Here is a 20,773-nt window from a genome sequence, read left to right as displayed (position 1 = left end):
CAACATGGCCTCAGCGCCCCCCCGTCGCCGCGAGCAGGCCCCAGAGCAGGGCCGCGATCAGCCCCGCCGCGGCCAGGGCCACCGCATTGGCGGCGACCAGCGTGGTGAAGCCCAGGGTGGGGCGCAGGCCCGCGATCTGCTCCTGCATCGCCTCGCGCCGGATCTCCTCGACCCGGTTGTGCAGCAGGCGGAAGGCGTAGGCGTTCAGCTCGCCCTCCGCCTTCAGGCGCAGCGCCGCCACATCCGGCGCGGCGGCGCCGGATTCGGCCGCCATGGCGAAGGCCAGCAGGTCGCGCAGGCGCATCTCCGGATTGTCGGAGCGGAAGGCGTTGGCGTCCGGCGCCGGTGTCGGCCAGGGGCCCGTGGTGGGGGCAGGGGGCGGGGCGTCGGCAGGGGGGGGCAGGGGCTGGGCGGCAGGCAGGGCCGGGCGCGGCTCGCCGCGCGCGGCCGGGGCCGGGGTTGCCGCCTCCGCCGCTTCGGCCGCCATCGGGGGCGCCGCTCGAGTTTCGCTGTCCGACATGCTCTTACCGACCATCGTTCATGCAGCGTGCCGAAAAGCCCGCCTCAACCCTTTTCCTAGCACGGTGCCCCTGGCCGACAAACCGCTGCCTCGGCCAGAAAGCGCCGATTTGTTGCCAGGCTGTTTCGTGTGCTTCGCGGCATGCCCGCCAGGGACACCTTCAGGCGTTGCGGAAGACATAACGGCGCGAGAGCACGAAATTGCCCACCATCCCGGCCAGCGAGCCTGCCGCCACGCCCAGCACCGGATGCGCCGCGACGAAGGGCACGCCCGCCACCAGCAGGGCGTAGGTGCCGTAGTTGCAGGCGAAGCCGAGCAGGTTCACCAGCACGAAGACCGCCCATTGCCGCGCCGCCGGGGCGCGATCCGCCGCGCGGAAGGTCCAGGCGCGGTTGAGCGCCCAGGTGGTGGTCGCCGCCGCCACGTAGGACAGCGCCCGCCCGCCATAGAGCCCGAGGCCCAGCGCCAGCCCGCCATAGAGCACGGCGGTATCGACCACGAAGCCGATCGTGCCGACCACGCCGAATTGCAGGAATTGCAGCGCGAGCCGCGCGCGCGCCGGGCCAAGGAGTCGTTCGAGCAGGGGCAGGGGATCCATGGCGGCGGCGTAGACCATGCCTTGGTGACGGAAAAGCGGCGGCTCGGGACACCGGCGGGGCGGATGGACGCGCCGCCGCGCGCCTGCAACCCTCGCCGCGCGCAATTTGCGGAGGCGAGATGCGGATCGGGGTGATCGGGCTGGGCCAGATGGGCCTCGGCATGGCCGGGCGTGCCGTGGCGGCGGGGGCGGCGGTGACGGGCTTCGACCTGGACCCCGCGAAGCGCGCCGCCGCGGCCGCGCGGGGCGTCACCCCCGCCGCCGGCCCGGCCGGGGCCGCCGCGCCGCTTGTCATCCTCTCCCTGCCGATGGCCGATGCCGTGGCGGCGGTGCTCGACGCCCTGCTGCCGGCACTGCCGCCCGGCGCGGTGATCGCCGATACCTCGACGCTCGACCCGCTGGCCGCGCGGGGCTTCGCGGCGCGGGCGGCGGCGGCGGGCGTGGCCTATCTCGATGCCCCCGTCTCCGGTGGGCCGGCCGGGGCGGCGGCCGGCACGCTCACCATGATGCTGGGCGGCGAGGAAGCGGCGCTGGAACGCGCCCGGCCGGGCCTCGCCCTGCTCGCCGCGCGGATCCTCCATGTGGGCGAGAGCGGCGCGGGGCAGGTGGCGAAGCTGGTGAACAATCTGCTGGTCGCGACGCACCTCGCCGTGGCCGGGGAGGCGCTGCGCCTGGGCGAGCGTGCGGGCGTGGGGGCCGAGGCGCTGCTGGCCGTGATCAACGCCGCCTCGGGCCGCTCGGCCGCGACGGAGGTGAATTTCCCGCGCTGGATCCTCTCCGGCACCTTCGATTCCGGCTTCACGGCGGGGCTGATGCGCAAGGATGCCCGCCTCGCCCTGGGCCTGGCCGAGGCGCTGGGCGCGCCGCTACCGGCCTGCGCCGCGGCCGTCGCCCTGTGGGAGGACGCCACCGTGCCGGATGCCGCCGACTTCAACCGCCTGCCCGCTGCTATCCGCGAAGGGGGCGCCGCATGAACGCCTTCGCCGCGCGTGCCACGGTGGAACAGGGCATCGCCCAGCTGCTCGGCGGGCAGGTGGGCAGCGTCATCGGCGGTGAGATCGTCGCGGGGCAGGGGGCGGCCATCGCGCTGCAGGACCCGGCCACGGGCGGCGCCTTGCTCGCCTATGCCGATGCGGGCGCTGATCTCGCGCGACAGGCGGCGGTCGGCGCCGCCATGGCCCAGCGCGCCTGGATCGCCCTGCCCGCCGCCGAGCGTGGCCGCCGGCTCTGGGCGCTCGGCGCGGCGATCCGCGCCGAGGCCGAGGCGCTGGCGCGGCTCGAATCCGCCAATGCCGGCAAGCCGCTGCGCGATTGCCGGGGCGAGGTCGCGCGCGTGGCCGAGATGGCCGAGTACTGGGCCGGCTGGTGCGACAAGATCGAGGGCCGCACCATCCCCGTGCCCTCCGGCCATCTCGTCTATGTGCGGCGGGAGCCGATGGGCGTGGTGCTGGCCATCACGCCCTGGAACGCGCCGCTCTTCACCTGCGGCTGGAACGTGCTGCCGGCGCTCGCCGCCGGCAATGCGGTGGTGCTGAAGCCGAGCGAATACACGCCGCTGACCTCGCTGGTCTTCGCGCGCCTCGCCGTGCAGGCCGGGCTGCCGCCGGGCCTCGTGCAGGTGGTGGCCGGTGCCGGGGCGACGAGCGGGGAGGCGCTGCTCGCCGCCCCGGAGGTGGCGATGGTGACCTTCGTCGGCGGCGCGGTGAGCGGGGCGCGCATCGCCGCCGCCTGTGCCGCGCGCATGATCCCCTGCGTGCTCGAACTGGGGGGCAAGTCGGCCAACATCGTCTTCGCCGATGCCGACCTGCCCGCCGCCATCCAGGGCGCGCAGCAGGCGATCTTCGCCGGCAGCGGGCAGAGCTGCGTGGCGGGCTCGCGCCTGCTGGTGCAGCGTTCGGTGCATGACCGCTTCGTCGCGCAGCTCGCCGCCGCCTCGGCGAAGATCCGGCTGGGCGATCCGCTCGATGCCGCGACCGAGGCCGGGCCGGTCTGCAATGCGCGGCAATTCGCCCATGTCGAGGCGCTGCTCGCCGCCGGGGTCGCGGAGGGTGGGGCGCTGCTGGGGCCGCCGCGCGACCCGGGGCTGCCCGCGGGCGGCTTCTGGGTGGCGCCGAGCATCCTCGCCGGCCTGCCCAACACGGCGCGACTGGCGCAGGAGGAGGTCTTCGGCCCCGTCGTCGCCGCCATCCCCTTCGACACGGAGGAAGAGGCCATCGCGCTGGCCAATGCCACGCCCTTCGGCCTGGCCGGCGCGGTCTGGACGCGCGACGGGGCGCGGGCGCATCGCGTCGCCGCTTCGGTGCGCGCCGGCACCTTCTGGGTGAATGGCTACCGCACCATCCATGTGAGCGTCCCCTTCGGCGGCTTCGGGGCGAGCGGGCATGGGCGTTCCTCGGGAATAGAGGCGCTGAACGCCTACACGCAATCCAAGGCCGTCTGGGTCGAGACCGCGGCCAGCCCGGCGCTCGGCTTCGGGCACCGGCCGGACGGGCCTTGAGTGCCGCCCCGCTGCTCCGCTAGCCTCCCGCCACGTCACTCTGGAGAGACAAGAAAATGCTACGTCGCGACCTGCTGGCCGGTGGCGCGCTTGCCGCCACCTCTGCGGCGCTGCCGCGCTTCGCCATCGCGCAGCCCGCCGCCGCGCGCACGCTGAAATACGTGCCGCATGCGAACCTGCCCAATATCGACCCCTTCACCAACACGGCCTTCGTCGCGCGCGACCATGCCTTCCTGGTCTATGACCAGCTCTACGGCATGGACGAGCAGTTCCGCATCCAGCCGCAGATGGCGGCCGGGCATGTGGTGGAGAATGGCGGGCTGCTCTGGCGCTTCACGCTGCGCGAGAACCTGCGCTTCCACGACGGCACGCCGGTGCGCGGGCGCGACTGCGTGGCCTCCATCCGCCGCTGGGGCCGGCGCGACGCCTTCGGCCAGGAGCTGTTGGCCCGCGTCGCCGAGATGAATGAGGAGAGCGACCGCGTCTTCTCGATCCGGCTGAACCGGCCCTTCCCCAAGATGCTCGAGGCCTTCTCGAAGGTCACGACAAGCTGCCTGTTCATCATGCCCGAGCGGCTGGCGAATGTGGATCCCTTCACCAACATCACCGAGGCGGTCGGCAGCGGTCCCTATCGCTTCATCGCGAATGAGTGGGTGCCGGGTTCGCGCCTCGCCTATGCGCGCAACCCGGACTACGTGCCGCTGCCCTCGGGCACGCCCTCGATGACGGCGGGGCCGAAGGTGGCGCATTTCGACCGCGTCGAGTGGCACATCATGTCCGACCAGGCGACGGCGGCGGCGGCGCTGCAATCGGGCGAGATCGATTGGTGGGAGCAGCCGACGGCGGATCTCTTCCCGCTCTTCCAGCGTGGCGCCGCGGCGCGCAACATCACGGTGGACATCATCAACGGTTCGGGCCTCATCGGCATCTTCCGCCCGAACCACCTGACGGCGCCCTTCAACAACCCCGCCGTGCGGCGCGCCGTGCTGACCGCGATCAACCAGATCGACTTCATGACGGCCGTGATCGGCCAGTCCGGCGTCGAGGGCCGGCCGGATCTGCGGCGCGAGGGGATCGGCTATTTCGCCCCGGAATCGCCCTCGGCCTCCCGCGTCGGGCTCGACCGGCTGCGCAAGAGCATCGACGCCGCGCGCGCCGAGCTGCAGGCGGCGGGCGCGATGGGCCAGCGGCTGGTGCTGCTGAACGCCACCGACCTCGCCTCGATCAACGCGGCGACGCTGGTGGGCGCGGATCTGTTCCGCCGCATGGGCTTCAACGTGGATCTGGTCAGCACCGACTGGGGCACGCTGGTGGCGCGGCGCGCCAGCCGCAACCCGCTCGAGCAGGGCGGCTGGTCGGGCTTCTTCACCTTCTGGTCGGGCGTGGACCACTGGAACCCGGCGAGCCATGCCTCGATCCGCGGCCATGGCGAGAATGCCTGGCCTGGCTGGCCCACCATCCCGGCCATCGAGGCGCAGCGCAACGCCTGGTTCGACGCGCCGAACGACGCCGCCGCCCTGGCCGCGACGACGGAGATGCAGCGCATCGCCTTCGACGAGGTGCCCTATGTGCCGACCGGCATGTACTACCAGCCCACGGCCTATCGCCGGAACCTGACCGGCATGCTGAAGGGCCAGCCGCCGCTGTTCTGGAACATCCGCCGCGCCTGAGGCGCGCGCGCGCCGGGCCTTGCGGGGCCCGGCGCCCTTGCGTCGATGCAGGCCGGGGCGCGGCCAAGGAAGGCGCGCCGCGATCAGGGAGCGAAGATGATGTTGCGACGCCATCTGATGACCGGCGCGGGCGCCGCGATGGGTGCGGCCGCCCTCGGTGGCCCGGCGCTCGGCCAGGGCACGGGCGCGGCCGCGCGGGTGCTGAAATTCATCCCGCAGGCCGACCTCGCGGTGCTCGACCCGATCCTGACCACCGCCTATGTCACGCGCCACCACGGCTACATGGTGTGGGACACGCTCTACGGCTTCGATGCCGACTACAAGCCGCAGCCGCAGATGGTCGAGGGCCACAGCATCGAGGATGACGGCAAGCGCGTGACCATGCGCCTGCGCGAGGGCCTGCGCTGGCATGATGGCGAGCCGGTGCGCGCGCGCGATTGCGTCGCCTCCATCCGCCGCTGGGCGGCGCGTGACGCGCTGGGCCAGGTGATGATGAGCGTCACCGAGGAACTCTCCGCCCCGGATGACCGCACCATCCTCTTCCGCCTGCGCCGGCCCTTCCCGCTGATGTTCGAGGCGCTGGGCAAGCCCTCCACGCCAGTCGCCTTCATGATGCCGGAGCGGCTGGCCAGCCAGGACGCCAATACGCCCCTGCGCGGCGACCTCATCGGCAGTGGTCCCTTCCGCTTCGCCGCGAATGAGCGCGTGCCCGGCGCGCGCGTGGTCTATACGCGCTTCGAGGGCTACACGCCGCGCCCCGAAGGCACGCCGAGCTGGACCGCGGGCCCCAAGCGCGTGAACTTCGACCGCGTCGAGTGGCATGTCACGCCCGACCCGGCCACGGCCTCCGCCGCGCTGCAGAATGGCGAGATGGATTGGTGGGAACAGCCCACCGGCGACCTGCAGCCCGTGCTGCGGCGCAACCGCAACGTGGTGCTTGAGGTTCCCGACCCGACGGGGCTGATGGCGATCTGCCGCTTCAACCACCTCCATCCGCCCTTCAACAACCCGGCGATCCGCCGTGCGCTGCTCGGTGCGGTGAACCAGGCCGACTACATGACGGCGGTGATCGGCACGGATCGCAGCCTCTGGCGGGAGGAGATCGGCTTCTTCCCGCCGGGCACGCCGCTCGCCTCCGATGTCGGGATGGGCGCGCTGACCGGCCCGCGCGACATGGACAAGGTGAAGCGCGACCTGGCCGCCGCGGGCTACAATGGCGAGCGGATCGTGCTGATCGCGGCCTCCGACTTCCCCTCGCTGAACGCGCTGGCGCAGGTGGGCAACGACATGTTCCGCCGGGCGGGCATGAATGTGGACTATGTCTCGACCGATTGGGGCACGGTGGTGCAGCGGCGTGCGTCGCGCGAGCCGGGCGATCGCGGCGGCTGGAACGTGTTCTTCACCTTCTGGGCGGGCGTGGACATGTTCAACCCCGGCGTGCACCAGAGCCTGCGCGGACATGGCGCGCAGGCCTGGTTCGGCTGGCCGACCATCCCGCGGCTCGAGGAACTGCGCCAGGGCTGGTTCGACGCGCCGGACCTGGCCGCGCAGCAGGCCATCGCACGGCAGATCCAGGAGGTCGCCTTCCAGGAGGTGCCCTATCTGCCGCTCGGCCAATACTTCCAGGCCACCGCCTATCGCCGCGGCCTGACCGGCATTCTCAAGGGCCTGCCGCTGTTCTGGAGCGTGCAGCGCGGCTGAGCGCGGACCGGATGTGCGCAAGGTGGGGGGCGTCGATCGCAAGGTCGGCGCCCTTCCTGCTTGCGGGATCGGCGATCCCCTGTTCTGATCCTGCCCGGGATGCTGATCGGGAGACAGGATATGCGACGCAGGGACCTGCTGAAGGCCGGCGCAGCGCTCGGCGCGGGTGCTTCGGCGCCGAGCTTCGCCATCGCGCAGCCGGCGCAGAACCGTGTGATGAAGATGGTGCCGCAGGCCAACCTCACCAGCCTCGACCCGATCTGGACCACGGCCAACATCACGCGCAACCACGGGCACATGATCTACGACACGCTCTACGGCATGGACGCGCAGTTCGTGCCGCAGCCGCAGATGGCGGCGGGGCATGTGCTGGACGATGGCGGGAAGATCGTCACCATCCGCCTGCGTCCCGGGCTGAAATTCCATGATGGCGAGCCGGTGCGCGCGCAGGATGTGGTGCCGAGCCTGCAGCGCTGGATGCGCCGCAACCCCTTCGGCCAGAAGCTCGCCAGCCTGACCGACGCGCTGGAGGTGGTGGACGACACCACGCTGCGCTTCCGCCTGAAGCGCGCCTTCCCGATGATCTTCGCGGCCCTCGCGCAGGTCTCGAACAGCCCGGCCTTCATCATGCCCGCGCGCATCGCGGCGACCGACGCCTTCACCCAGATTCGCGAGCCCATCGGCAGCGGCCCCTTCCGCTTCAAGGCGGATGAGTTCAACTCCGGCAGCCTCGTGGTCTACACGCGCAACGCCGACTACGTCCCCGTCTCCAGCGGCACGACGAGCCTGACGGCGGGGCCGAAGGTGGCGCATTTCGACCGCGTCGAGTGGCACATCATCACCGATGCCGCGACCGCCGCCGCCGCCCTCCAGACCGGCGAGATCGACTGGTACGAGCAGCCGCCGCCCGAGATCCAGCAGTTGCTGCGCCGCAACCGCAACGTGAAGATCGAGGCGATCGACCCGCTGCCGCTCTGCGGCATCCTGCGCTTCAACCACCTGCATCCGCCCTTCGACAACAAGGCGCTGCGCAAGGCGATCCTGCCCGCGATCAACCAGCAGGATTTCATGCAGGCGATCGTGGGCACTGACCCGGCGACCTACAATTCCAGCTGCGGCTTCTTCACGCCGGGCACGCCGCTCGCGAACGACGCCGCGATGGGCCCGCTCACCAGCCCGCGCAGCATCGACCGGGCGAGGGAGTTGATGCGCGCCGCCGGCTACACCAACCAGCCGATGCGCCTGATCGGCCCCACCGATATCCTCGCGCCCGCGGCGATGACGCAGGTGGGGGCGGATCTCGCGCGGCGCCTGGGCTTCAATGCCGACATCGTGCTGACCGATTGGGGCACCACCGTGCAGCGCCGCACCTCGCGCGAGCCGGTGGAGCGCGGCGGCTGGTCCATGCTGTTCACCGCCTTCGCCTCCTTCGACTTCGCCAACCCCGCGGCGCATTTCCCGCTGCGCGGCAATGGCACGGGCGCCTGGTTCGGCTGGCCCACGGCGCCGAAGCTCGAGGAATTGCGCGACGCCTGGTTCGAGGCGCCCGACCTCGCCACCGAGCAGCGCCTCGCGCGGGAGATGCAGACCGAGGCGATGGAGGAACTGCCTTATGTGCCGGTCGGCGCCTATCTCTCCATGACGGCGCTGCGCACGAATCTGACGGGCCGCGTGCCGGGACTCGCGCTCTACTGGGGCATCCGGCGCGGCTGAGATCACCACGAACATCGGGAGGCGAGCATGATCGGCAGGCGCGGCGTTCTGGCGGCGGGGGCGGGGGCGGTCATGGCCCCGAATGTGGTGGGGGCGCAGGGTGGCGCGGCGCGGGTGCTGCGCGTCATCCCGCAGGCCAACCTCACCTCGCTCGACCCGGTGTGGACCACCGCGGTGGTCACCCGCAACAACGCCTTCATGATCTACGACCAGATCTGCGCGCAGAACGCGGCCGGCGACATCCGCCCGCAGATGGCGGAGGGCTGGGCGGTCGCGGATGATCGCCTCGCCTGGACCTTCACGCTGCGCGAAGGCCTGTTCTTCCATGATGGGGAGCGGGTTCTCGCGAAGGATGCGGTGGCCTCCATCAAGCGCTGGGCGCGGCGCGATCCCTTCATGCAGGTGCTCTGGCCCTCCGTGGCCGAGGTCGAGGCGCTGGACGACCGCCGCTTCCGCTTCCGCCTGCATCGCCCCGTGCCGCTGCTGACCATGGCGCTGGGCCAGACACAGTTCCCCTGCTTCGTGATGCCCGAGCGGATCGCGAACATCGACGCCTTCACCCAGATCCGCGAGGCAGTGGGCAGCGGGCCCTTCCGCTTCGTCCCCGGCGAGTGGAATCCGGGCCAGCGCGCCGTCTGGACGAAGAATGAGCGCTATGTGCCGCGGCAGGAGGCGGTGGATGGCCTCGCCGGCGGGCGGGCCCCGCGCATCGACCGGATCGAGTGGACCATCATCACCGATCCCGCGACCAGCGCGAATGCGATGACCCAGGGCGAGCAGGATTACTGGGAATATCCGCTGCACGACCTGCTGCCGCTGCTGCGCCGCTCCCGAGAGATGGTGGTGGAACAGCGGCTGCTCGATGGCACCTACGGCATTGCGCGCTTCAACACGCTGCAGCCGCCCTTCAACAACCCCGCGATCCGCCGCGCCGTGGCGATGGCGGTGGACCAGCGCGACTATCTGCGCGCGGTGGCGGGCAACGAGCCCTCGGGCTGGGGCGTGTGCGAGGGCGTGTTCACCTGCGACACGCCGCTGGCGAACGAGGCCGGCAGCGAGATCCTCAAGACGCGCAGCATCGAGCGCGCGCGCGCGGCCCTGCGCGCGGCGGGCTACAACAACGAGAAAGTGGTGCTGATCGCGCCCGGCGACTATCCGCAGATCAATGCGCTGAGCCTGGTGACCGCCGACATCCTCACGCGCATGGGCATGAACCTCGAGGTGATCTCCACGGATTGGGGCACGCTGGTGCAGCGCCGCGCCAGCAAGGAACCGGTGGAGCGCGGCGGCTGGAGCATCATCCACACCACCTCCTCGGGCCAGTCGCTGGCGCTGCCGGTGTTCCACCTCTTCCTGCGCACCAATGGCGCGAATGCCTGGTTCGGCTGGCCCGATGATCCCGAGATCGAGCGCCTGCGCGGCGCCTGGGTGGAGACCGGCGACCCGGCGGAGAGCCGGCGCATCGCGGAGGCACTCAACCGCCGCGCGATGGAGTTCATGCACTACATGCCGCTGGGCTATTACTGGCAGCCGAGTGCCTGGCGCCGCAACCTCACCGGCGTGTTCCGCGCGCCGGCGACGGTGTTCTGGAACATCGGCAAGGGCTGAGCGACCCGCGCCGGAGTGGCACGGCACGTGCTTCGCCTTCCGCGTGGTTGTGGCGCAGGCGGCATGAAGCCGTCTGCCCGCTGGCGCGCCGCTCAGGGATAAGGCATCCTGCCCAATACTGGGGCGTCTGGGACAAGAAGGGATCGAGTGAACATGGATCGCAGGTCATTCCTGAAGAGCGGCGCGGCCGCCGGCGCGGCGCTGGCCACGGGCGGCGTTGCCGCACCGGCCTATAGCCAGGCGGCGAACCGCACGCTGCGCTTCGTGCCGCAGGCGAACCTCGCCAATTTCGACCCGATCTGGGGCACGCAGTATGTCGTGCGCAACGCCTCGGCGATGGTCTGGGACACGCTCTACGGCTTCAACGACAAGCTCGAAGCGCAGCGCCAGATGGTCGAGGCCGAGGAGGTTACGGACGCTGGCAAGACCTGGACCTTCCGCCTGCGCGAGGGCCTGCGCTTCCATGATGGCGAGCCGGTGCGCGGGCGCGACTGCGTGGCCTCCATCAACCGCTGGATGCCGCGCGACCCGATGGGCCAGCTGCTGCGCGCCGCGACCGATGAGCTGGTCGCCGTCGATGACCGCACCTTCCGCTGGAAGCTGAAGGCGCCCTTCCCGAAGATGACGATGGCGCTGGGCAAGAACGCCACGCCGATGTGCTTCATCATGCCCGAGCGCATCGCCACGCGCTTCGACAGCTTCACGCAGATCAACGAGTATGTCGGCTCCGGCCCGATGCGCTTCGAGCGCGGCGAGTGGGTGCCCGGCGCGCGCGCCGTGTTCAGCCGCTTCGAGCAGTATGTGCCGCGCAACGAGCCGGCGAGCTGGCTGGCCGGCGGCAAGCGCATGGGCGTGGACCGCATCGAGTGGGTCATCATGCCCGACCCGGCCACGGCCTCCGCCGCGCTGCAGAACGGCGAGATCGACTGGTGGGAGAACCCGATCACCGACCTCGTGCCGGTGCTGCGCCGCAACCGCAACATCGCCGTCGACATCGCCGATCCGCTCGGCAATATCGGCAGCTTCCGCATGAACCACCTGCATGCGCCCTTCAACGACGTGCGCATCCGCCGCGCGGTGCTGATGGCGCTGAGCCAGGAAGACTACATGACCGCGCTGGTCGGCAATGACCGCGCGCTGTGGAGCCCGCTGCCCGGCTTCTTCACGCCGAACACGCCGCTCTACACCGAAGAGGGCGGCGACATCCTCAAGGGGCCGCGCAACGTCGAGGGTGCCCGCGCGCTGCTGCGCGAGGCCGGCTATGCCGGTCAGCCGGTGACCTGCCTGGTCGCGCAGGACCAGCCGATCACCAAGGCGATGGGCGACGTCACCGCCGACCTGCTGAAGCGGATCGGCATGAATGTCGATTTCGTGGCCACCGATTGGGGCACGGTCGGCCAGCGCCGCTCGATGAAGAACCCGCCGGGCCAGGGCGGCTGGAGCATGTTCCACACCTGGCATGCGGGCGCGGACGCCATCAATCCCGTGCTCTACAACGCGGTGCGCGCGAATGGCGACGGCGCCTGGTTCGGCTGGCCCAACGTGCCGGCGGTGGAGGCCGAGGTGCCGAACTGGCTCGCCGCCTCCAACCTGGCGGAAGAGCGTGCGGCGATCGCGCGTCTCAACCGCGCGGCGATGGAGAACGTGGTCTATGCACCCACGGGCTTCTTCCTGAGCTACCAGGCCTGGCGGCGCAATGTGAGCGGCATCGCCAAGGGGCCGCTGCCCTTCTTCTGGGGCGTCAGCAAGACCTGATCCGAAGGAAACCGTACCCGGATGTTCGCTTACATCGTCCGACGAGTCCTCGCCACGATCCCCGTCATGGCGGTGGTGGCGCTGTTCGTCTTCTCGCTGCTCTACCTCGCCCCTGGCGATCCCGCGGCCGTCATCGCGGGTGACCAGGCCACGCCGGCCGATGTGGAGCGCATCCGGGCCAGCCTCGGCCTTGACCGCCCCTATCTGGTGCGGTTCTCGGCCTGGGTCTGGGACATCATGAACGGTGACCTCGGGGTCTCGATCTTCACCAACCTGCCGGTCAGCACGATGATCGCGCAGCGGATCGAGCCCACGCTGTCGCTGATGATCGTCACCCTGCTGCTCGCCGTCTCGCTCGCCGTGCCGATGGGCGTGATGGCGGCGTGGAAGCAGGGCACGGCGATCGACCGCGCGGTGATGGGCTTCGCGGTGCTCGGCTTCTCCGTGCCGGTCTTCGTGGTCGGCTATGTGCTGGCCTACATCTTCGCGCTCGAACTCGACTGGCTGCCGGTGCAGGGCTACACGCCCTTCTCGCGCGGCTTCTGGCCCTGGCTCGAGAACCTGATCCTGCCGGCGATCGCGCTGGGCAGCGTCTATATCGCGCTGATCGCGCGCATCACGCGCGCGACCATGCTCGAGGTGCTGCAGCAGGACTACATCCGCACCGCCAAGGCGAAGGGCGTGGGGCAGCGTTCCATCCTCTTCCTGCACGCGCTGAAGAACGCCGCCGTGCCGATCATCACCGTGATCGGCATCGGCATCGCGCTGCTGATCGGCGGCGCGGTGGTGACGGAGAGCGTCTTCGCCATCCCCGGCCTCGGCCGCCTCACGGTGGATGCCATCCTGCGGCGCGACTACCCGGTCATCCAGGGCGTCGTGCTGCTGTTCAGCTTCGTCTATGTGCTGGTCAATCTCGCGATCGACCTGGCCTACACCCTGTTCGACCCGAGGATCCGGTATTGAGCACGGCCACATTCCCGCAAGGCGCGGCACTGCCCCCGGGCATCAACGCCGCGCCGCCGATGGGCGATATCATGCCGCCGGTGAAGGCACGCAAGGGCCTTGTCGGCTTCCTGCGCCGCAACCCGACCATCGCGATCGGCGGCTTCCTGGTGCTGACGATGGTGTTCATCGCCGTCTTCGCGCCCTTCCTGACCAGCAAGGATCCGACGGCGCTGGCCCCCGCGCTGCGCACGCGCGAGCCTTCGGCGCAGTTCTGGTTCGGCACCGACATGCTCGGCCGCGACATCTATTCGCGCGTGCTCTACGGCGCGCGGGTGTCGCTGACGGTGGGCTTCTCGGTGGCGATCCTGGCCAGCCTCGCGGGGCTGACCATCGGCCTGATCTCGGGCTTCATCCGCGTGGCCGACAGCATCATCATGCGGATCATGGACGGCATGATGTCGATCCCGCCGATCCTGCTGGCGATCGCGCTGATGGCGCTGACGCGCGGCTCGGTGCAAAACGTGATCATCGCCATCACCATCGCCGAGATCCCGCGCGTCTCGCGCCTCGTCCGCGGCGTTGTGCTCAGCTTGCGCGAGCAACCCTATGTCGATGCCGCCGTGGCGGCGGGCACGCGCACGCCGCGCATCATCATCCGCCACATCCTGCCCAACACCCTCGCGCCGCTCACCGTGCAGGCCACCTATATCTGCGCGAGCGCGATGATCACCGAAGCCATCCTCAGCTTCATCGGCGCGGGCACGCCGCCCATCATCCCGAGCTGGGGCAACATCATGGCCGAGGGCCGGGCGCTGTGGCAGGTGAAGCCCTACATCGTCTTCTTCCCCGCCATCTTCCTGTCCATCACCGTGCTTGCCGTGAATCTGCTCGGCGACGGTCTGCGCGATGCGCTCGACCCCCGCATGGCCAAGAGGCTGTGATGATGATGCCCTCAAACGTCGTGCCGAAGGCACGCCTGCGGCGTGACGGGCGCCGCCTCCGGCGGCTTGGCTTCGCGGCACTTGCCGCGGGCCGCATTCGCGGCCTCAGCACGCCTGAAGTGCGGCATGCTGCCGGCCCGCATATGATTGGGATGGTGTAACGTGGCACTTCTCGAAGTCGACAACCTGCAGACGCATTTCCGCACGCCGGACGGCATCAACCGCGCGGTGGATGGCGTCTCCTTCCACGTCAATGCCGGTGAGACGCTGGCCATCGTGGGCGAATCCGGCTGCGGCAAATCCGTCACCGCCATGTCCATCCTGCGGCTCATCCCCGAGCCGCCGGGCAAGATCGCGGGCGCGATCCGCTTCAACGGCAAGAACCTGCTGCAGGCCTCGGACCGCGAGATGCGCGACATCCGCGGCAATGAGATCAGCATGATCTTCCAGGAGCCGATGACCAGCCTCAACCCGGTGCTCAGCGTGGGCCGCCAGATCGGCGAGACGCTGCGCCTGCACCAGGGCCTCTCCGCGAAGGAGGCCGAGGAACGCGCCATCGACATGCTCAACCTGGTGGGCATCCCCGAGGCGCGGCGGCGCGTGCGCGAATATCCGCACCAGCTCTCGGGCGGCATGCGCCAGCGCGTGATGATCGCCATCGCGCTTGCCTGCAACCCGAAGCTGCTGATCGCGGATGAGCCCACCACCGCGCTGGACGTGACCATCCAAGCGCAGATCCTCGACCTGATGCGCGACCTCAAGCATCGGGTCGGCGCGGCCATCGTGCTCATCACCCACGACCTTGGCGTGGTGGCGGAGGTCGCGGAGCGCGTGGTCGTCATGTATGCCGGCAAGAAGGTGGAAGAGGCGCCGGTGGGCGCCCTGTTCCGCAACCCGCGCCACCCCTACACGCAGGGGCTGCTCGGCTCCGTGCCCAAGCTGGGGTCCTCGCTCACGGGGGAGGAGACGCGCCTCGCCGAGATCCCGGGCCTGGTGCCGAGTCTGAAGCGCAAGATCGATGGCTGCGTCTTCGCCTCGCGCTGCCCGCACACCACCGATCTGTGCCGCAGCGTGGCACCGGCGCTGGAAGCCAAGGCCGAGGGGCACGTTGCCGCCTGCCACTACGCCCCGCGTGAGGGAGTGCTGGCGGCATGAGCAACATCCTCGAAGTCAACGACCTCAAGAAGCACTTTCCGATCCGTGGCGGCTTCTTCGGCGGCGTGACCGGGCAGGTCTATGCCGTCGATGGCGTCTCCTTCTCGATCGCGAAGGGCGAGACGCTCGCGCTGGTCGGCGAATCCGGCTGCGGCAAGTCCACGGTCGGCAAGGCGCTGCTGCGGCTCTTCCCGCTCACCGGCGGGCAGGTGATCCTGGACGGGGCGCGGATCGACGACATGCCGGCCGGCACGCTGCGCCCGCTGCGGCGCAAGATGCAGGTGGTGTTCCAGGACCCCTTCAGCAGCCTCAACCCGCGCATGCGCGTGCGCGACATCCTGGCCGAGCCGATCCGCAATTTCGGCCTCGCCAAGAGCGCCGCCGACCTCGATGAGCGGCTCCATCAGCTCATGGACAAGGTGCGCCTGCCGCGTGACGCGGTGAATCGCTGGCCGCATGAATTCTCCGGCGGCCAGCGCCAGCGCATCGGCATCGCCCGCGCTTTGGCCGGCGAGCCCGACCTCATCATCTGCGACGAGGCGGTCAGCGCGCTCGACGTGTCGGTGAAGGCGCAGATCGTCAACCTGCTGCAGGATCTGCAGGCGGAACTCGGCCTCGCGTTGCTGTTCATCAGCCACGACCTCGCCATCGTCGAGCACATGACGCACCGCGTGGCGGTGATGTATCTGGGCAAGATCGTCGAGGTCGCACCCAAGCGCAGCCTCTTCGCCGCGCCCAAGCACCCCTATACCGAGGCGCTGCTCTCCGCCGTGCCGCAGCCCATGCCGGGCGCGCAGCGCGACCGCATCATCCTCAAGGGCGATGTGCCGAGCCCGATCAACCCGCCCAAGGGCTGCCGCTTCCATACCCGCTGCCCCTATGCCTTCGACCGCTGCCGGGTGGAGGAGCCGCAGCTCAAGCCCGTGGCCAGCGCGCTGGGGGAGGGGCACATCGCCGCCTGCCACCTGCATGAGGGCGACCCGGCGGCCAACCCGCTCTCCGGGGCCAAGGGCGCCCAGTTGCTCGCCGTCGGGTGAGCGCAAAGACAGGCTGAGCCCGCTTGACGCCCGTAAGGCGTGAGGCGAGGCTTGCGCGCAGGGAAGGGCCCCCCAGTTGGGTCCTGCAACGGACATTCGGGGAGAGGCGCAATGCCGCAGGTCACACTGACGGTGAACGGCACGAAGCAGACGGTCGAGGTCGAGACGCGCACGCTGCTCGTCGACCTGCTGCGGGAGCATCTGCGGCTGACGGGCACGCATGTCGGCTGCGATACCAGCCAGTGCGGCGCCTGCGTCGTCCATATGGGCGGCGACAGCGTCAAGGCCTGCACCATCCTCGCCGTGCAGTGCGAGGGGGCCAGCATCACCACGATCGAGGGCCTGGCCGCCGCCGACGGCACGCTGCACCCGATGCAGGAGGCCTTCCGCGAGTACCACGCCCTGCAGTGCGGCTTCTGCACGCCGGGCATGGTGATGAGCGCCATCGATTTGGTGAACAAGCACCCGGGCGGCCTGACCGAGCAGGAGATCCGCGAGGGGCTCGAGGGCAATCTCTGCCGCTGCACGGGCTACCACAACATCGTGAAGGCCATCGCCGCGGCCGCCGAGGTCATGCAGGGCCGCCGCAGCGAGATCGCGCGCGCGGCCGAGTAACAGCCTGCGGTTGGGCGCTCCGCGTCAGCACCCCGGCAGAGGGTGCGGCGCGGCGGGCCAGCCTGTTGCACGTCAACGGGGAGGAAGAGCAATGAATGTTGTGCAGCCCTTCGAGGGCATCGGCGCCAGTGTTCGCCGCAAGGAAGATTTCCGGTTCCTGCAGGGCGCCGGCCACTACACGGACGACATCAACCGGCCCGGCCAGACCCATGCGGTGATGCTGCGCAGCCCGCACGCCCATGCCGCCATCAACAGCATCGACACGGCCGCGGCCCGGGCGATGCCGGGGGTGAAGGCGATCTTCGTCGGCGCCGACATGGCGGCCGAGAATATCGGCGGTATCCCCTGCGGCTGGCAGATCCACAACAAGGACGGCTCGCCGATGGCGGAGCCGATGCACCCCGCGCTTGCCATCGGCAAGGTGCGCCATGTCGGCGACCCCGTGGCGGTGGTGATCGCCGAGACCCGCGCCCAGGCGCGCGACGCGGCCGAGGCCATCGTGGTCGACTACACGCCGCTGCCCGGCGTCGCCCAGACCGAGGACGCCATCAAGCCGGGCGCGCCGCAGGTGCATGACAGCGCCCCGGGCAACATCTGCTACGACTGGCACATCGGCGACCGCGCGGTGATGGAGGCCGCCTTCGCCAAGGCCGCGCGCGTGGTGAAGTTCGAGACCACGAACAACCGCCTGGTGCCCAACGCGATGGAGCCCCGCGCGGCCATCGGCGAGTACGATTCCTTCTCGGGCGACTACACGCTCTACACCACCAGCCAGAACCCGCATGTGATCCGGCTGCTGATGGGCGCCTTCGTCCTGCACATCCCCGAGAGCAAGCTGCGCGTCGTCGCCCCCGATGTCGGCGGCGGCTTCGGCAGCAAGATCTACCACTATGCCGAGGAGGCGATCGTCACCTGGGCCGCGGCCAAGGTGAAGCGCCCGGTGAAGTGGACCGCCGAGCGCAGCGAAAGCTTCATGTCGGACGCGCATGGGCGCGACCATGTCAGCACCGCGGAACTCGCCCTTGACGCCAATGGCCGGATCCTCGGGCTGAAGGTGCACACGCTGGCCAATATGGGCGCCTATCTCTCCACCTTCGCGCCCTGCGTGCCGACCTATCTCTATGCCACGCTGCTGTCGGGCGTGTACGACACGCCGGTGATCTATGCCGAGGTCAAGGCGGTGTTCACCAACACCGTGCCCGTCGACGCCTATCGCGGTGCGGGCCGGCCCGAGGCCACCTATCTGCTGGAACGCCTGATGGATGTCGCCGCGGCCGAGGCCGGGCTCGACAAGGTCGAGTTCCGCCGCCGCAACTTCATCCGCCCCGACCAGTTCCCCTACCAGACGGCGGTCGCGCTCCAGTACGACAGCGGCAACTACCACGCCACGCTGGACGCCGCGCTTGCCGGCGCGGGCTGGGGCGATTTCGAGGCGCGCCGCGCCGCGGCCAAGGCGCGCGGCAAGCTGCGCGGCATCGGCATCTCCACCTATGTCGAGGCCTGCGGCATCGCGCCCTCGGCCGTGGTGGGCAGCCTGGGTGCGCGGGCGGGCCTCTATGAGGTCGGCACCATCCGCGTGCATCCCACGGGCAGCGTCACGGTGCTGACCGGCACGCACAGTCACGGCCAGGGGCATGAGACGACGCTGGCGCAGCTCGTCGCCGACAAGCTTGGCGTGCCGATCGCCAATGTGGACATCGTGCATGGCGACACCGCGAAGGTGCCCTTCGGCATGGGCACCTATGGCAGCCGCTCGCTCGCGGTCGGTGGCTCGGCCATGGACAAGGCGATGGACAAGATCGTCGCCAAGGGCAAGCGCATCGCGGCCCACCTGATGGAAGCCTCGGTCGAGGATGTCGAGTTCGACCGCGGCACCTTCCGCGTGGCCGGCACCGACAAGACCAAGTCGCTGACCGACATCAGCCTCGCGGCCTATGTGCCCCACAACTACCCGATCGAGGAAATCGAGCCGGGGCTGGAAGAAACCGCCTTCTACGACCCGAAGAACTTCACCTATCCGGGTGGCTGCCACATCTGCGAGGTCGAGATCGACCCCGACACGGGCAAGGTCTCGGTGGTGAACTTCACCGCCGTGGACGATGTGGGCCGCGTCATCAACCCGATGATCGTCGAGGGCCAGGTCCAGGGCGGCGTCGCCCAGGGCATCGGCCAGGCGCTGCTGGAGGCCGCGATCTATGATGCGGGCGGCCAGCTCATCTCGGGCTCGATGATGGACTACACCATGCCGCGCGCGGATGACCTGCCGATGGTGAGTGTCGCCACCCACACCACGCTGTGCACGCACAACCCGCTCGGCGTGAAGGGCTGCGGGGAGGTGGGCGCCATCGGCTCGCCGCCCGCGGTGATGAACGCTGTGGTGGACGCGCTGAAGCCCTATGGCGTACGTCACGTCGAAATGCCGGCCACGCCGGACAAGATCTGGAACATCATCCACGGCCATCGCATGGCGGCCGAGTGAAGGAGCCTTCCCATGTATGAATTTGCCTATCACAAGCCGACTTCCGTCGCCGATGCGGTGAAGCTCCTGGCCGCCGATGCGGATGCGCGGCCGATCTCCGGCGGCATGACGCTGCTGCCCGCGCTCAAGCTGCGGCTGAACAAGCCCACGATGCTGGTCGATCTCTCCGGCATCGCGGAGCTGCGCGGCATCAAGCGGGAGGGCAACACGATCGTCATCGGCGCGCTCACGAAGCATTACGAGGTCGCGACCTCGGCCGAGATCAAGGCCGCGATCCCGGCGCTGGCCGCCATGGCAAGCACGATCGGCGACACGCAGGTGCGCAACCGCGGCACCATGGGTGGCTCGGTCGCCAACAACGACCCGAGTGCCGACTACCCCGCCGCGCTGCTGGCGCTGGGGGCGACCATCAAGACCGACCGCCGCACGATCAGCGCCGATGATTTCTTCACTGGCATGTTCTCCACCGCGCTGGAGGTGGGCGAGATCGTGACCGCGATCCACGTTCCCGTTCCGGCGAAGGCCGGCTACGCCAAGATGAAGAACCCCGCCAGCCGCTATTCCATGGCCGGCGTCTTCGTCGCGACCGGCCCGGCGGGCGTGCGCGTGGCGGTGAACGGCGCAGGCAACAACGGCGTCTTCCGCGTCGCCGCGATGGAGCAGGCGCTGAGCGCGAAATGGGCGCCGGATTCGGTCGCGGGCATCAAGCTCGACCCGGCCGACATGAATGGCGACATCCATGGCAGCGCCGAATACCGCGCGCATCTGGTGACCGTGATGGCCAAGCGCGCCGTGGTGGATGCAGGCTGACACCACGCAGCTCTCGAAGGAGGAATTGGTGGCGCGCTTCGAGCGCGTCACCGATGGCTTCCCCTTCCTGTTCCTGCCCAATCCGAAGAACGCCGAGCGTCGCCTGATCGTCACCTTCGCGACGCACAACAACGGGGCGAAATACGCCTCGGTCCAGACCATCCACCGGCGCATGAACGCGGATATCCTCGGCTTCCGCGACCCCTCGAACGGCTACTACCTCTATGATGATGGCGGGGAGCGCTTCGGGGCGCTGCTCCGCTCGCTCGTCGCGGGCTACAAACCGTCGCGCGTGCTGTTCTTCGGCGCCTCCATGGCGGGCTACGCGGCGCTGCATTGGGCGCTGCGCCTGGGGGCGAGCTGCGTCGTCTCCAATCCGCAGGTGAACCTGGACGCCACGCTGCCGCTGGCCTGGCCCGCCTTGCGCGCTAACATCGCCCGCATCCCGAAGCGGCTGAACCTGGACGAATTGCCGCCCGGCCCGCCGCGTGCGGTGCTGACCGTGCTGCACAGCCGCCATCCGATGGACCTCGAGAACATGTGCCACCTGTTCTCGCTGTGGCTGCGCACCCCGGGGCTGGCGCTGAACCTCGAGCAGACGGATGAGGCGGAGCACGCCTACCTCATCCGCGACTTTGCGCATTTCCGCCGGCTGGTGGAGACCACCTTCACGCAGCGCCTGGAGATGGAGCGCGCAAAACCCGCAGACGCCTGAGCGCGGGGGGCACA

Annotated in this window: 17 protein-coding genes; 15 read left to right on the top strand and 2 right to left on the bottom strand. The window is 69.9% G+C overall.

What is annotated here, in order from left to right:
• Nucleotides 1–10 precede the first annotated feature (10 nt).
• Nucleotides 11–487 (bottom strand): hypothetical protein, encoded by a 477-nt coding sequence (locus AC2D9U_RS02600; protein WP_484746177.1) that lies wholly within the window; start codon nt 485–487, stop codon nt 11–13.
• Between the two features lie 193 nt (nt 488–680).
• Nucleotides 681–1,118 carry a GtrA family protein gene (locus AC2D9U_RS02595; protein ID WP_484746175.1) on the bottom strand — a complete coding sequence of 146 codons (438 nt, stop codon included), beginning with the start codon at nt 1,116–1,118 and terminating at the stop codon, nt 681–683.
• Between the two features lie 119 nt (nt 1,119–1,237).
• On the opposite strand from AC2D9U_RS02595, the gene AC2D9U_RS02590 reads away from it, so the two are divergent.
• The 15 genes from AC2D9U_RS02590 (at nt 1,238) to AC2D9U_RS02520 (ending at nt 20,759) form a co-directional block, all read left to right on the top strand.
• Nucleotides 1,238–2,092, top strand: coding sequence for an NAD(P)-dependent oxidoreductase (locus AC2D9U_RS02590; protein ID WP_484746172.1), 855 nt, complete (start codon nt 1,238–1,240; stop codon nt 2,090–2,092).
• A complete protein-coding gene (locus AC2D9U_RS02585; RefSeq protein ID WP_484746169.1) occupies nt 2,089–3,615 on the top strand; it encodes an aldehyde dehydrogenase family protein in 1,527 nt (508 codons plus the stop codon). Before AC2D9U_RS02590 ends, AC2D9U_RS02585 begins: the two co-directional genes overlap by 4 nt.
• Nucleotides 3,616–3,671: 56 nt before the next feature.
• Complete coding sequence (locus tag AC2D9U_RS02580; protein ID WP_484746165.1) at nt 3,672–5,285, top strand: ABC transporter substrate-binding protein; 1,614 nt, start codon at nt 3,672–3,674, stop codon at nt 5,283–5,285.
• 99 nt (nt 5,286–5,384) lie between these two features.
• Complete coding sequence (locus tag AC2D9U_RS02575; RefSeq protein WP_484746162.1) at nt 5,385–6,986, top strand: ABC transporter substrate-binding protein; 1,602 nt, start codon at nt 5,385–5,387, stop codon at nt 6,984–6,986.
• Between the two features lie 120 nt (nt 6,987–7,106).
• Nucleotides 7,107–8,699 (top strand): ABC transporter substrate-binding protein, encoded by a 1,593-nt coding sequence (locus tag AC2D9U_RS02570; protein ID WP_484746158.1) that lies wholly within the window; start codon nt 7,107–7,109, stop codon nt 8,697–8,699.
• 27 nt (nt 8,700–8,726) lie between these two features.
• On the top strand, nt 8,727–10,307 hold the full coding sequence (locus AC2D9U_RS02565) for an ABC transporter substrate-binding protein (RefSeq protein WP_484746155.1): 1,581 nt from the start codon (nt 8,727–8,729) through the stop codon (nt 10,305–10,307).
• A 153-nt stretch (nt 10,308–10,460) separates the two neighbouring features.
• Nucleotides 10,461–12,062: an ABC transporter substrate-binding protein gene (locus tag AC2D9U_RS02560; RefSeq protein WP_484746153.1), complete on the top strand. Its 1,602-nt coding sequence runs from the start codon at nt 10,461–10,463 to the stop codon at nt 12,060–12,062.
• Between the two features lie 21 nt (nt 12,063–12,083).
• Nucleotides 12,084–13,025, top strand: a complete 942-nt coding sequence (locus AC2D9U_RS02555) for an ABC transporter permease (RefSeq protein ID WP_484746151.1) — start codon at nt 12,084–12,086, stop codon at nt 13,023–13,025.
• Nucleotides 13,022–13,948 carry an ABC transporter permease gene (locus AC2D9U_RS02550; protein ID WP_484746149.1) on the top strand — a complete coding sequence of 309 codons (927 nt, stop codon included), beginning with the start codon at nt 13,022–13,024 and terminating at the stop codon, nt 13,946–13,948. Before AC2D9U_RS02555 ends, AC2D9U_RS02550 begins: the two co-directional genes overlap by 4 nt.
• A 162-nt stretch (nt 13,949–14,110) precedes the next feature.
• Nucleotides 14,111–15,103, top strand: a complete 993-nt coding sequence (locus AC2D9U_RS02545) for an ABC transporter ATP-binding protein (RefSeq protein WP_484746147.1) — start codon at nt 14,111–14,113, stop codon at nt 15,101–15,103.
• Nucleotides 15,100–16,140 (top strand): ABC transporter ATP-binding protein, encoded by a 1,041-nt coding sequence (locus AC2D9U_RS02540; protein ID WP_484746143.1) that lies wholly within the window; start codon nt 15,100–15,102, stop codon nt 16,138–16,140. The genes AC2D9U_RS02545 and AC2D9U_RS02540 overlap by 4 nt, the downstream gene beginning before the upstream one ends.
• A 111-nt stretch (nt 16,141–16,251) precedes the next feature.
• Entirely contained in the window at nt 16,252–16,755 is a 504-nt protein-coding gene (locus tag AC2D9U_RS02535) for a (2Fe-2S)-binding protein (RefSeq protein WP_484746142.1), read from the top strand.
• Nucleotides 16,756–16,846: 91 nt separating this feature from the next.
• Nucleotides 16,847–19,234, top strand: a complete 2,388-nt coding sequence (locus AC2D9U_RS02530; protein ID WP_484746139.1) for a xanthine dehydrogenase family protein molybdopterin-binding subunit — start codon at nt 16,847–16,849, stop codon at nt 19,232–19,234.
• A 12-nt stretch (nt 19,235–19,246) separates the two neighbouring features.
• Nucleotides 19,247–20,044 carry an FAD binding domain-containing protein gene (locus AC2D9U_RS02525; protein WP_484746136.1) on the top strand — a complete coding sequence of 266 codons (798 nt, stop codon included), beginning with the start codon at nt 19,247–19,249 and terminating at the stop codon, nt 20,042–20,044.
• Nucleotides 20,034–20,759, top strand: a complete 726-nt coding sequence (locus AC2D9U_RS02520) for a hypothetical protein (RefSeq protein ID WP_484746134.1) — start codon at nt 20,034–20,036, stop codon at nt 20,757–20,759. Before AC2D9U_RS02525 ends, AC2D9U_RS02520 begins: the two co-directional genes overlap by 11 nt.
• Nucleotides 20,760–20,773: the final 14 nt, after the last annotated feature.

This window comes from Roseomonas sp. TF40, assembly GCF_057219975.1.
Note: the sequence above shows the minus strand (reverse complement) of the source record. Positions and strands in the feature narration are given on the sequence as shown.

What these genes read in the sequence shown, in the direction of transcription:
- AC2D9U_RS02560 (WP_484746153.1), top strand. Translation starts at nt 10,461, where the DNA reads ATGGATCGCAGGTCATTCCTGAAGAGCGGCGCGGCCGCCGGCGCGGCG.
- AC2D9U_RS02595 (WP_484746175.1), bottom strand. Translation starts at nt 1,118, where the DNA reads ATGGATCCCCTGCCCCTGCTCGAACGACTCCTTGGCCCGGCGCGCGCG.
- AC2D9U_RS02570 (WP_484746158.1), top strand. Translation starts at nt 7,107, where the DNA reads ATGCGACGCAGGGACCTGCTGAAGGCCGGCGCAGCGCTCGGCGCGGGT.
- AC2D9U_RS02520 (WP_484746134.1), top strand. Translation starts at nt 20,034, where the DNA reads ATGCAGGCTGACACCACGCAGCTCTCGAAGGAGGAATTGGTGGCGCGC.
- AC2D9U_RS02555 (WP_484746151.1), top strand. Translation starts at nt 12,084, where the DNA reads ATGTTCGCTTACATCGTCCGACGAGTCCTCGCCACGATCCCCGTCATG.
- AC2D9U_RS02580 (WP_484746165.1), top strand. Translation starts at nt 3,672, where the DNA reads ATGCTACGTCGCGACCTGCTGGCCGGTGGCGCGCTTGCCGCCACCTCT.
- AC2D9U_RS02535 (WP_484746142.1), top strand. Translation starts at nt 16,252, where the DNA reads ATGCCGCAGGTCACACTGACGGTGAACGGCACGAAGCAGACGGTCGAG.
- AC2D9U_RS02565 (WP_484746155.1), top strand. Translation starts at nt 8,727, where the DNA reads ATGATCGGCAGGCGCGGCGTTCTGGCGGCGGGGGCGGGGGCGGTCATG.
- AC2D9U_RS02590 (WP_484746172.1), top strand. Translation starts at nt 1,238, where the DNA reads ATGCGGATCGGGGTGATCGGGCTGGGCCAGATGGGCCTCGGCATGGCC.
- AC2D9U_RS02575 (WP_484746162.1), top strand. Translation starts at nt 5,385, where the DNA reads ATGTTGCGACGCCATCTGATGACCGGCGCGGGCGCCGCGATGGGTGCG.
- AC2D9U_RS02600 (WP_484746177.1), bottom strand. Translation starts at nt 487, where the DNA reads ATGGCGGCCGAAGCGGCGGAGGCGGCAACCCCGGCCCCGGCCGCGCGC.
- AC2D9U_RS02525 (WP_484746136.1), top strand. Translation starts at nt 19,247, where the DNA reads ATGTATGAATTTGCCTATCACAAGCCGACTTCCGTCGCCGATGCGGTG.
- AC2D9U_RS02585 (WP_484746169.1), top strand. Translation starts at nt 2,089, where the DNA reads ATGAACGCCTTCGCCGCGCGTGCCACGGTGGAACAGGGCATCGCCCAG.
- AC2D9U_RS02540 (WP_484746143.1), top strand. Translation starts at nt 15,100, where the DNA reads ATGAGCAACATCCTCGAAGTCAACGACCTCAAGAAGCACTTTCCGATC.
- AC2D9U_RS02530 (WP_484746139.1), top strand. Translation starts at nt 16,847, where the DNA reads ATGAATGTTGTGCAGCCCTTCGAGGGCATCGGCGCCAGTGTTCGCCGC.